This is a genomic window from Nocardia sp. NPDC004068 (assembly GCF_042874315.1).
Taxonomy (GTDB): domain Bacteria; phylum Actinomycetota; class Actinomycetes; order Mycobacteriales; family Mycobacteriaceae; genus Nocardia.
Map to the genome: position 1 here is coordinate 79,438 of NZ_JBIAMW010000023.1, position 10,522 is coordinate 89,959.

13 protein-coding genes are annotated in these 10,522 nt (G+C 69.5%); 8 read left to right on the plus strand and 5 right to left on the minus strand.

Going from position 1 to position 10,522, the window contains the following annotated elements; all coding sequences use genetic code 11:
* The first annotated feature begins 41 nt into the window (after nucleotides 1-41).
* From ACFYTQ_RS35900 to ACFYTQ_RS35910, 3 genes are all read left to right on the plus strand, one after another.
* The gene (locus tag ACFYTQ_RS35900; protein ID WP_387370569.1) at nucleotides 42-476 is read left to right on the plus strand and encodes a MarR family winged helix-turn-helix transcriptional regulator; all 435 of its coding nucleotides are present in this window, start codon (nucleotides 42-44) and stop codon (nucleotides 474-476) included.
* Between the two features lie 107 nt (nucleotides 477-583).
* Nucleotides 584-718 (plus strand): hypothetical protein, encoded by a 135-nt coding sequence (locus ACFYTQ_RS35905; RefSeq protein WP_387370571.1) that lies wholly within the window; start codon nucleotides 584-586, stop codon nucleotides 716-718.
* A gap of 72 nt (nucleotides 719-790) precedes the next feature.
* The gene (locus ACFYTQ_RS35910) at nucleotides 791-1,591 is read left to right on the plus strand and encodes a TetR/AcrR family transcriptional regulator (RefSeq protein WP_387370573.1); all 801 of its coding nucleotides are present in this window, start codon (nucleotides 791-793) and stop codon (nucleotides 1,589-1,591) included.
* An 11-nt stretch (nucleotides 1,592-1,602) separates the two neighbouring features.
* On the opposite strand, the gene ACFYTQ_RS35915 is transcribed toward ACFYTQ_RS35910, so the two are convergent.
* Together ACFYTQ_RS35915 and ACFYTQ_RS35920 are read right to left on the minus strand one after the other, a co-directional pair.
* Nucleotides 1,603-2,475 (minus strand): NAD-dependent protein deacetylase, encoded by an 873-nt coding sequence (locus tag ACFYTQ_RS35915; RefSeq protein ID WP_387370575.1) that lies wholly within the window; start codon nucleotides 2,473-2,475, stop codon nucleotides 1,603-1,605.
* 29 nt (nucleotides 2,476-2,504) lie between these two features.
* A complete protein-coding gene (locus tag ACFYTQ_RS35920) occupies nucleotides 2,505-2,747 on the minus strand; it encodes a CsbD family protein (protein ID WP_387370577.1) in 243 nt (80 codons plus the stop codon).
* Nucleotides 2,748-2,866: 119 nt separating this feature from the next.
* On the opposite strand from ACFYTQ_RS35920, the gene ACFYTQ_RS35925 reads away from it, so the two are divergent.
* Entirely contained in the window at nucleotides 2,867-4,348 is a 1,482-nt protein-coding gene (locus ACFYTQ_RS35925) for a bifunctional phosphatase PAP2/diacylglycerol kinase family protein (RefSeq protein ID WP_387370579.1), read from the plus strand.
* A 169-nt stretch (nucleotides 4,349-4,517) separates the two neighbouring features.
* Nucleotides 4,518-5,642 (plus strand): alanine dehydrogenase, encoded by a 1,125-nt coding sequence (gene ald, locus ACFYTQ_RS35930; RefSeq protein WP_387370581.1) that lies wholly within the window; start codon nucleotides 4,518-4,520, stop codon nucleotides 5,640-5,642.
* A 92-nt stretch (nucleotides 5,643-5,734) separates the two neighbouring features.
* Here the strand turns inward: ald and ACFYTQ_RS35935 are convergent, their stop codons facing one another.
* Complete coding sequence (locus ACFYTQ_RS35935) at nucleotides 5,735-6,220, minus strand: Lrp/AsnC family transcriptional regulator (RefSeq protein WP_387370583.1); 486 nt, start codon at nucleotides 6,218-6,220, stop codon at nucleotides 5,735-5,737.
* Between the two features lie 79 nt (nucleotides 6,221-6,299).
* Between ACFYTQ_RS35935 and ACFYTQ_RS35940 the strand changes: the two genes are divergently transcribed.
* Nucleotides 6,300-6,629, plus strand: coding sequence for an MmcQ/YjbR family DNA-binding protein (locus ACFYTQ_RS35940; RefSeq protein WP_387370585.1), 330 nt, complete (start codon nucleotides 6,300-6,302; stop codon nucleotides 6,627-6,629).
* A gap of 1 nt (nucleotide 6,630) precedes the next feature.
* Here the strand turns inward: ACFYTQ_RS35940 and ACFYTQ_RS35945 are convergent, their stop codons facing one another.
* Nucleotides 6,631-7,584, minus strand: coding sequence for an ABC transporter substrate-binding protein (locus ACFYTQ_RS35945; RefSeq protein WP_387370587.1), 954 nt, complete (start codon nucleotides 7,582-7,584; stop codon nucleotides 6,631-6,633).
* 494 nt (nucleotides 7,585-8,078) lie between these two features.
* Here ACFYTQ_RS35945 and ACFYTQ_RS35950 point away from each other — a divergent pair, with 494 nt between their 5' ends.
* Both ACFYTQ_RS35950 and ACFYTQ_RS35955 read left to right on the plus strand, forming a co-directional pair.
* Entirely contained in the window at nucleotides 8,079-8,603 is a 525-nt protein-coding gene (locus tag ACFYTQ_RS35950) for a cysteine dioxygenase (protein WP_387370589.1), read from the plus strand.
* 10 nt (nucleotides 8,604-8,613) lie between these two features.
* On the plus strand, nucleotides 8,614-9,006 hold the full coding sequence (locus tag ACFYTQ_RS35955) for a rhodanese-like domain-containing protein (RefSeq protein WP_387370591.1): 393 nt from the start codon (nucleotides 8,614-8,616) through the stop codon (nucleotides 9,004-9,006).
* Nucleotides 9,007-9,247: 241 nt separating this feature from the next.
* Here ACFYTQ_RS35955 and ACFYTQ_RS35960 read toward each other — a convergent pair whose 3' ends face one another.
* Nucleotides 9,248-10,297 (minus strand): aminotransferase class V-fold PLP-dependent enzyme, encoded by a 1,050-nt coding sequence (locus ACFYTQ_RS35960; RefSeq protein ID WP_387370593.1) that lies wholly within the window; start codon nucleotides 10,295-10,297, stop codon nucleotides 9,248-9,250.
* Between the last annotated feature and the right edge of the window lie 225 nt (nucleotides 10,298-10,522).

Consider the following 10,522-nt stretch of genomic DNA (forward strand, 5'->3'; position numbering starts at 1 on the left):
TAACAATGATTGGGCTACTCAACAATAGTTAGAATCGGAAGGTGACCGAAGACCGCGAGCTGCACCCGCGTGGACTGCTGCGCTACCCGACCTATGCCCTGGGCAAGCTGCACAAGGCCATCCACGCCGAGGTCGGCACCTCGCTGCGCGAGCACTGGGTCCTCACCCACCTCGCCGAACGCAGCGAGATCTCGCAGCAGGAGATGGCCGAGGCGCTGAGCATCGACCGCAGCGAGGTGGTCCGCCTCATCGACGCGCTCGAGAAGGCGGGCCTGGTCACCCGCACCCGCGATCCGGAGGACCGCCGCCGCTACCGCCTGGCCATCACCGCCGCGGGCCAGAAGCTGCGCGCCGAGACCGACACCCGGATCGAGGCGGCCACCGACGGCGTCCTCGCCCGCCTCACCCCCGCCGAACGCCGCACCCTGCACCGCCTTTCGCTCAAGGCCCTCGGCTTCGACGACGACAACCTCTGAGCAGCGGCGGACGTGGCGCGCGCCACTGTCGGCCACGCCGCTGCAATGACGAATCCGGGGTAGTCGCCTTGTGACGGAACCACACTCGAATTCGAAGGGGGCCTGTCATGGGTGCGACCCACGCGTTTCGGCAAACCGGCGGGGAGACGCCGGATCTCGACACGCCACGCTCGGCGCGTCAACTGCTCGTCGTCTGGGTACTGCTGGTCGCGACGGCGGCGACGCTGCTGGTGCTGCTCTGAATAACAATGGAAACGTTCCTCCGTTAACGATGGAATTAACGTCGCTAACGGGGTGGTGTTACCGTTGAAAACATGGACACCGTTCGGTCCGCCGCTGCGGATAACACCCGGGAGCGCATCATCGCCGCGGCCATCGAGCTGCTGGCGGAGGGGGGCCGCGACGCCGTCTCCACCCGAGCGGTGAGCGCGGCCGCCGGAGTGCAGGCGCCGACGATCTACCGGCTGTTCGGCGACAAGCAGGGCCTACTGGACGCGGTGGCCTCGCACGGCTTCCGGGCCTATCTGAACAGCAAGACCGCGGTGAACAAGGATCTCGATCCGGTCGACGATCTGCGCGCGGGCTGGGACGCGCACGTGGAATTCGGCCTGGCCAATCCGGCCCTGTTCGCCCTCATGTACGGCGAGGCGCGGCCCGCGGAGTCGCTGCCGCCCGCGGCGGTCGCGGCGCTGAAGGTGTTGGGCCGCAAGGTCAAACGCGTCGCCGAGGCCGGGCGCCTGCGGGTCGAGGAGGAACGCGCCACCCACCTGGTCTACGCGGCCGGACTCGGCACCACCCTGACCCTGATCTCCATGCCCGACGAGGCCCGCGATCCGGCGCTGTCCGAACTCACCCGCGAGGCCATCGTCGCCGCCATCACCGCCGACGCCCCGGCGGCTCCCGTCGCGGGCCCGATCGGCGCGGCCGTCGCCCTGCGCGCGGTGCTACCCCAGACCAACGCCCTCACCGACGGCGAACGCAGCCTCATGGAGGAGTGGCTCGATCGCATCGCGGGCCGCCCCGACGCCGCCAAACCCCGTCGCGCGCACGGTGTCTCGCCGCGCGAGGTCACGGTTCCCACGCGGCGAGGGGCCGTGCTGCCCACCCCGCGCTGAGGCGCGCTCGCCTACGCGGGTACGGAAACCCTTGCGTCCCAACCGGATCGGTCCAGGACCCGCGCCAGACCGGTGAGCATCGCCGAACACCCGTTGTCCAGTTTCAGGGTGGCGTACTCGTCGCCACGGGTGGGGCCTCGGTTGATCACGACGACCGGGCGACCCGTCTTCGCCGCGTGCCGGACGAAGCGCAAGCCGGACATGACGGTCAGCGAGGATCCGGCCACCAGCAGCACCTCGGCGTCGTCCACCAGCTCGAACGCGGCGGCGACGCGCGGCTTGGGCACGTTCTCGCCGAAGTACACGATGTCGGGTTTGAGCATGCCGCCGCAGCGGGCGCAGTCGACCATCCGGAAGGAGGCGGTGTCGGTGAGCACCGCGTCGGCGTCGGGCGCGACCTCGAGTCCGTCGGTGATCGCGGCCTCGGCGAATCCGGGATTGGCGGCCTCGAGCCGATCCGCGAGCGACATGCGCGAGACGAGCCCGTCGCAGGACAGGCAGCGCACCCGCGCGTAGGTGCCGTGCAGATCGATCACCCGCCGATGCCCGGCCTTGGTGTGCAGCAGGTCGACGTTCTGGGTGATCAGGCCGCCGACCACGCCGAGCCGCTCGAGGCGGGCCAGCGCCCGGTGACCGTCGTTGGGGCGGGCGGCGTCCATGCGCCGCCAGCCGACGTGGTTGCGGGCCCAATACCGTTGCCGGAACACGGGATCCGCGACGAACTGCTGATAGGTCATGGGCGTGCGCGGCGGCGAGCCGGGCCCGCGATAGTCGGGAATTCCGCTGTCGGTGGAGATTCCCGCGCCGGTCAACACCGCCACGCGTCGGCCGACGACCAGATCGGCCAGCCGATCGAGGCCGGGTAGCCGGGAGGGATCGCACATGAGACCAGCGTACGACCCCTCCGATCCGGCTAGCGATCCTGGAAACCGGCCTGCCGCGCCTTGTTCACCTCGGCCTCGGCGCGGGCCTTCTCGGCGGCCGCCTCCTTCGCGGCGGCGGTGCGCTCGGCCTCGGCCTTGTCCTGCTGGGCGCGTCCCTCGCCCTTCAGATTCTCGTTGCCGGTGATGATCCCGGCGACCTCCTTGGCCTTGCCCTTGACGTCCTCGACGACGCCCTCGACGGCTTCCCGGGGTCCACTTCCGTGCTGGGACACTTCCACCTCCGAATTCGGAACTACACGAGACGTTTCCGGCTTACCCGCCACGCCGCCGTCGAATCGGGCGGCGCGCGTCACAGCCGGGGCGGCGCGATCGGGCCGGTAGGGTCGATTCGGTGAGTGGGTGGTTGCGACGCAGATTCTTCCTGGTGGGCCGATGGGATCGGGCCGTGAGCGCCGGTGTCGCGCGGCTGCCGGTGACACCTTTCGACGAGGGCATGAAGCGGCTGACGCACACGGCGGATCACGGCGTGCTCTGGTTCACCGTCGCCGCGGTGCTGGCGAGCCGCAAGGGCGCGCCGCGCCGGGCCGCCGTGCGCGGCGTGGCGTCGCTGGCCGGGGCGAGCTTCGTGGCCAATGCCGTGTTGAAGTCGGTGTTCGCGCGTCGCCGCCCCGCCGCCGAACTGCTGCCCGAGCGGCGGCGGCTGGTGCGCAGGCCCACCTCGTCGTCGTTCCCATCCGGGCACAGCGCCTCCGCGGCGGCGTTCGTCACCGCGGTCGCCATGGAGTCCCCGCGCAGCGCGGTGGCGGTCGCCCCGCTGGCCGCGACGGTCGCCTACTCGCGCGTGCACACCGGGGTGCACTGGGGTTCGGACGTGCTCGTCGGCGCGTCGGTCGGCGTGGGGGTGGCCCTGGCGTCGCGGCGCTGGTGGCCGCTGCGCGAATCGGCCACCCATGCCCGTCCGGTGCGCGAGGTGCCGCGGCTGGTCGACGGCAAAGGGCTTGTGCTGCTGGTGAATCCGAACTCCGGCGATCCCGGGCAGGATCCGGCCGACGAACTCGCCGCGGTGTTCCCGGCCGCGCGGATCCTGCGCACCGAACCCGACCGCGACTGCGTCGAGCAGTTGGAACAGGAGCTGGCCGAACGGACCGAGCACACCGCGGCGATCGGCGTCGCGGGCGGCGACGGCACGGTGGCGGCCGTGACGGGAGTGGCGCTGCGCCACGGGCTGCCGCTGGTGGTCGTGCCGACCGGAACCCTCAATCACTTCGCCCGCGATGTCGGCGTGGACACCGTCACCGAGGTCGCCGCGGCCACCGAGGCGGGCGAGGCGGTGTCGGTGGACGTGGCCAGCGTGCGACTCGACGGGGGTGAACCGCGCTGCCTGATCAACACCGCCAGCGTCGGCGCGTATCCCGAACTCGTGCGACTGCGCGAGCAGTGGGAGGACCGCTGGGGCAAGTGGCCCGCCTTCGCCGCGGCGCTGCTGGTGACGCTGCGCCGGGCCGAGCCGATCCGGATCCGATTCGACGAGCGCTGGCACGACGTGTGGTTCCTGTTCGTCGGCAACGGGCCGTATCACCCGCACGGCGCGGTGCCCGCGTTCCGGCCGCGCATGGACTCCGGGCTGCTCGACATCCGTTGGCTGCGTGCGGATCTGCGGTTCTCCCGCGCCCGCGCGATGATCGCCCTGCTGCTGGGCGCGATCGGGCACAGCAAGGTCTACGGCGAACGCATCGTCCGGGAGCTGACCGTCGATCTGTCCACTCCGCAGGCGCTCGCGACCGATGGCGAGGTGGTCGGCGAGGCGCGTCGTTTGAGGTTCGGGGTCGCCGGGTGCCTGGCGGTCTATCACCAGCACGAGCCGGGGGACTGAGTCCCGGCCCGAAGATGCTTCGGCCGCAAGCCCTTCGATACCGCCGATTTCGATGATTCGAATGATCGAGCGGCGCGGCTGAGAATTATCTTCGAGGAACTGGACCGCTCGCCGCACGAAATTCATACTCGCTTCCGAGACCCTTCCGACCGGAACACGAGGAGCGCAGGTGAAGATCGGGATTCCCCGCGAGGTGAAGAACCACGAATACCGCGTGGCGTGCACGCCCGCCGGCGCGCGCGAGCTGGTGTCGCGCGGGCACGAGGTGTTCGTCGAGTCCGGGGCGGGTGCGGGTTCGGCCTTCGACGACGACGCCTACACCCTGGTCGGCGCGCGGGTGCTGCCGACCGCGGCCGAGGTGTGGGCGGTCGCCGATCTGGTGCTGAAGGTGAAAGAGCCGGTGGCGCAGGAGTATTCGCGGCTGCGCGAGGATCAGGTGCTGTTCACCTATCTGCATCTGGCCGCGTCCGCCGAATGCACCGATGCCCTGCTGGCCTCGGGCATCACCGCGATCGCCTACGAGACCGTCACCGGCCGCGACGGTTCGCTGCCGCTGCTGGCCCCGATGAGCGAGGTCGCCGGTCGCCTCGCCCCGCAGGCGGGCGCCTACCACCTGATGCGTTCGGGCGGCGGCCGCGGCGTGCTCATGGGCGGCGTGCCCGGCGCCCGCCCGGCGAAGGTCGTGGTCATCGGGGCCGGGGTCGCCGGCCGCAACGCCGCCGCCGTCGCGGTCGGCATGCGCGCCGACGTGACCGTCCTCGACCTGAACATCGCCCCGCTGCGCGACCTGGACGCCCAGTATCAGGGCCGGGTGCGCACGGTCGTCGCCAACGCCCAGGAGGTCGAGAACTGCGTCCGAGAGGCCGATCTGGTCATCGGCGCGGTCCTCGTCCCCGGCGCCAAGGCCCCCAAACTGGTCTCCAATTCCCTTGTGGCGCAGATGAAGCCGGGCTCGGTCCTGGTCGACATCGCCATCGACCAGGGCGGCTGCTTCGCCGACTCCCACCCCACCACCCACGACGACCCCACCTACCGCGTCCACAACTCGGTCTTCTACTGCGTCGCCAACATGCCCGGCGCCGTTCCCTACACCTCGACCGTCGCCCTCACGAATGCGACTCTGCCGTACGTGATCTCGCTCGCCGACGGAGGTTGGCGCGCGGCGACTGCGGCCGATCCCGGTCTGGCGTCGGGGTTGAGCACCCATCGCGGGCTGCTGCTGTCCGAATCCGTCGCCGCGGCACATGGTTACACGGCGCATTCGGTGTCCGAGGTGGCGGCTGTCGAGGGGTGACTCCGGTCGGCGGGATGGCCTGTGCCGCTGGGGGTTCGGCGGTGGTCCCCGTGCGATACCCTTCGTGCGAACGGCAGGGTGGTCGGCCCGGTTCAGGTGCGGGTGGGTGGGGTGCGGGGGCGGACGTGTTCGAAGATGAGGATGGTTTCGGTGCGGGCGACGGCGGGGTGGGCGCTGAGGTGTTCGAGGACGAACAGGCGGAGGGCCTCGGTGTCGGCGGTGGCCACATGCACGAGGTAGTCGTCCGCCCCCGCGATGAAGTAGACGTTGAGGACCTCGCCGAGAGCGGCGAGGCGTTCGCCGAAGGCGGCCAGTTGCGGGCGCGCGTTGGCGTGCACCAGGACCGAGATCATCGCCTGGAGGCTGCGGCCGAGGGCGGCGGGGTCGATGTCGGCGTGGAAGCCGCGGATCACCCCGCGTTCGACGAGCGCGCGCACCCGGCCCAGGCAGGTCGACGGCGCGATCCCGGCCGCGGCGGCCAGCGCGTTGTTGGTGATGCGGCCGTCGCGGGCCAGCTCCTCGAGCAGGATGTGGTCGATCTCGTCGAGCGCCGGGCGATTGTTCCTCACCCGGCCCAACGTACCGAACGTGATTCGGCCCAGCGCGGGCCTCGAGGAATTATCTTCGCCCCGGCCCGGGTCTGGAAAGATTGCCCGGGTGAGTGCCACCGGCGATGATGTTCGTAGTCTCGCGTTGTCCCTGCCGGAGACGACCGAGCAATTCCAGTGGGGGATGCCGACTTTCCGGGTCGCGGGCAAGCTGTTCCTCACCCTGCCGGAGGAGGAGTCCTCGATGGCGGTGCGCTGCCCGATCGCCGACCGCGACGAACTGGTGCTCGCCGAGCCCGACAAGTTCTGGATCGCCCCGCACGAGGCCGGCAACGCGTGGGTGCGGGTGCGGCTGGCCGCCCTCGACGATCGCGACGAACTCGCCGACATCGTGCGCGATTCGTGGCAGCAGGCCGCGCCCCGGCATCTGGTGCAGTGAGCTACCCGGTCTTCTTCGGCAGGCCCGGCGGATTGATGCGGGTCTCGGTGACGGCCTCGCTCGTCAGTCCCCAGTGCTCGAGCACCTTCTGGTAGGTGCCGTGCGCGATGGCGTATTGCAGGGCCTCGTGGACCGGTCCGATCAGGTCGTTGTCCTTGCGGGTGAGCACCGCGATCTCGGCCTGTAGGGCGTCGCCCGCGCCGGAGAAGTTCGCCACGATCTTGGTCTGGTTCGCCGTCGCGACGTGATAGACCGCGACCGGGTTCGGCCCCAGGTAGCCGTCGAGCCGATGCGAGGCCAGCGCGAGATAGTAGTCGGTCGCCTGCTGGTAGTAGGCGATGTCGATCTTCGGCAACCCCTCGGCGACATTGCGATCGTTCCACTGCACCAGCAGCTGCTCCTGATTGGTCCCGCTACCGACACCGATCCGCTTGCCCGCCAACGACTTCCGATCGGTATAGGTCCAGTTCGCGTCCTTGGCCACCTCGAGCGCTAGATTGTCGAGCCGATAGGTCGCGAAGTCGTACTTCTCCTTGCGCTCCTCGGTAACGGTCACATTCGAGATGAAGGCGTCCACCGCCCCGGAATCGATCGCCACGAAGTTCTGCGCCCAATCCGCCGCCCGCAGTTCGACTTTCAGCCCGAGCGTATCCGCGATCAGATACGCGAAGTCGACCTCGGACCCGATCAACGTCCGATCATCATTGGCGAAGAACCGCAGCGGCCCACCGGTATTCGCCGACCCGGTGACAATAAGCGTCCCCCGATCCCGAATAGCCTGCGGCACCTTAGCCGCGATAGCGTCCACCTTCTCCCCCCGAACCCGTCCCGGCTGCTGCGGCGTCAAATCAAACGTCTGCCCATTGACCGCCCGAACCTCGGTCTCGGGCTCCGCCCCTCCACACCCCCCAACCACCAACGCCGTCGTAACCAGCGCGACAGCAACCCCCACCATACGGCGACGACCCCCGCGTTTTCCGAACATGACCACGCCCTCCTACCACTAAGGCGAGGAAACCCCCACGCCCAAACCAACTTCGGCGACCGTAGGCCCTCCCCACCCCCATGTCCCCCCTCTGACTCGCCCTGAATCCAATCCTTGTAGTCCCCACCCCCACCCCAATACCGAATCCGCCCCGCCTCCAGCGCCTCTCACCCAGCACCCCATCCAGTGCCTCCCAATGCAGCGCCGCACAACCGAGGACCTCGCAATCCAGGGCCTCCCGATGAGGGTCTCCCAAAGGTGCGGTTTCCGTGGTTCGGGCAGCCCAGCCGCACCCTTTGTTCGGATCCGCACCCTTTGCAGGGCTGTGCAAGGGGTGCGGATTCCAACAAGGGGTGCGGCTGGGGTGCGCAGTGGTTTCGCTCACGCTGATCGTGGAGGGTGGCAAGGGGGCGGTGGGGGAGCAGAATTCGTGGGAAAAACCAGTCGACCGAGGCAGGAGCGCAGTGACCACGTCGGTGCCGGTGAATCTCAAGCACGCCAAGGACATTCATCCCGCGGTGGATGTGCCGTGCTTACACGAGGCGATCCGGCCGGAGCGCACTCTCTGGTCGCCCGCCGAGCTGCACGAGCTGGTCGGTGAGGTGGCCACCACTCTGGCGACTCCGCTACTGGATCTGGTGCGCTTCGATCCGACCCAGCGTTGGTGGGCGCGGCTGGCGCTGACCATGGGCGTCGAGCTGTGGTTGCTGTCGTGGGCGCCGGGGCAGGGCACCGAACCGCACGATCACGGCGGCGCGTCGGGGGCGTTCGCCGTCACCATCGGCGAGCTGCACGAGCGGTACCTGCACGCGGGCGCGACCCCGCGCACGGCGACCTGGTCGGCGGGCGATACCGTGGCCTTCGGCCCGCAGCGCGCCCATCAGCTCGGCAACGCCACCACCCGCCCGGCCGCATCGGTGCACGCGTACTCCCCGCCCCTGCGACCGGTCCGCGAGTACCGCGAGCTGACCGATTTCACCGGACTGTGAAGGAGCCCCCGTGACCGCCGAGGATCTCCTCGCCCGTGCCCGCGCCCGCCTGCTGCGCGTCGACCCGCAACAGGCCGCCGCCCTGCAATCCGACGGCGCCCTGCTGATCGACCTCCGCCCGCACGCGAATCGCGCGGCGGAGGGCGAGATCCCCGGCGCGCTCATCGTCGAACGCATCGTCCTGGAATGGCGCCTCGACCCCTCCGGCGACCACCGCCTCCCCGGACTGGCCCCGGACACCCCGGTGGTCCTGATCTGCAACGAGGGCTACGCCTCCAGCCTCGCCGCGGCCGACGCCCAGCATCTCGGCCTCACTCATGTCACCGATGTGATCGGTGGTTTTCGAGCATGGCGGGCCGAGGGGCTGCCGGTGGTTCCGGGAGGGTCCCCGGCGATACCGTAATCCGTTCTGCGTCAAGGGAGTTCGGTTTCCGGCCGCAGTTTCGGTCCTGGTATCCGCATGGAACAGTGTCGTTGTCGACTGGTCGATTCGGTGCTGTGCCTAGGCTTTCGGAGTCCAGTAGTCGGTCTCGTCGCGGATGTGGAAAGGGCGTAGCCGGTTCCTAATTGCCCCAAGGCTTTTGGACCGGCGCCTACGTCGTAGATCTAGTCGCGTGTATGGGGCTGGAAGTGCAGCCGCCGAATCAACGCTGCGCCAAGGCTTTCAACGCCCGATCCACATCATCGGACCCATTGTGAATATGGAACGAGAACCGCAACCCCCCATCCCGCGCCGAGGTGATGATGCCGGAATCATCCAGCCGCCTGGCAAATTCGCCCGCTCCCGGAAGCGTGACGATAGGGGAGTCACCCGGAACCGGCGTCAGCCCGAGATCGGCCAGTCCGCGACGGAACCGGTCGGCGAGGGCACGATCGTGGCGCCCGACGGCCTCGACGGTCAGCTCCTCGATCAGACTCAGTCCCGCGACGGCGGCCACCACACCGAGCCAGTCCGGGGTGTCGTCGAAGCGGCGAGCCGTCCGCGCGAGTTGTTGTGGCGCATACATTTCCGCCCACTTGTCCGCGGCCGCGTACCAGCCCGGCGTCACCGGCCGGACGGTGTCGGCGAGCGCGGGTTGCACCGCCATGAGGCTCACGCTGCGGGCGCCCAGCAGCCATTTGAACGTCCCGCAGACCCAGAAGTCGGCATCGTCGAACCGCAAGGGCAGCCACCCCGCGGCCTGCGTGGCATCGAGCAGCAACCACGCGTTGTGCGCCCGCGTCGTGGCGCGCAACGCGGCCGGATCGATGGCCCGCCCGTCCGCCGACTGCACGACGCTCGTCGCCACCAACGCCGTCCGCGGCCGCACCTCCTCGGCCAACCGCTCCAGCGGCACCGCCCGCACGCTCAGATCCCCCCGATACCGAAAGGGATTGGGCACCGAGGCGAACTCCCCCTCCGGAACCAGCACCTCCGCCCCCGGCGGCAACGCGGCCGCCGCCGACCCCACCAGCGACCCCACCCCGTGTCCCACCGCCACATCCGCCCCCGTCGCCCCCGCCAGCAATCGCGCGAACGCCGCCCGCAGCACATCCACCTGATCATCGTGAACCGACGGAGCCCCCGCCCCCACCGCCCACCGCTCGGTGACCTCCCGCACCGCGGCCAGCCCCCGCTCCGGCGGCAACCCATAAGACGCCGTATTCAGATAGACACTCTCGACCCGAAACTCGCCACCCGCCAACGCATCCATCCCCGAAGTCTGACCCGACCCCACCCCCACCGTCCATAGCCAACCCGCCCCCAATGGCCTGCAACCCAGCCGCACCCCTTATCCGGATCCGCACCCCTTCCAGTGCCCCACAAGGGGTGCGGATCCAAATAGGGAGTGTCGGAATTTTTGTGGGCAGAACGGTGAATTGTCCTGCTAGTTTCCGGTTATCCGCTCACCATAGTGCAGGGCGAGCGTGTTGAGTAT

Excerpts from the sequence above, each read along its gene's own strand:
- ACFYTQ_RS35905 (WP_387370571.1), top strand. The coding sequence starts at position 584 with ATGGGTGCGACCCACGCGTTTCGGCAAACCGGCGGGGAGACGCCGGAT.
- ACFYTQ_RS35910 (WP_387370573.1), top strand. The coding sequence starts at position 791 with ATGGACACCGTTCGGTCCGCCGCTGCGGATAACACCCGGGAGCGCATC.
- ACFYTQ_RS35915 (WP_387370575.1), bottom strand. The coding sequence starts at position 2,475 with ATGTGCGATCCCTCCCGGCTACCCGGCCTCGATCGGCTGGCCGATCTG.
- ACFYTQ_RS35945 (WP_387370587.1), bottom strand. The coding sequence starts at position 7,584 with ATGGTGGGGGTTGCTGTCGCGCTGGTTACGACGGCGTTGGTGGTTGGG.
- ACFYTQ_RS35960 (WP_387370593.1), bottom strand. The coding sequence starts at position 10,297 with ATGGATGCGTTGGCGGGTGGCGAGTTTCGGGTCGAGAGTGTCTATCTG.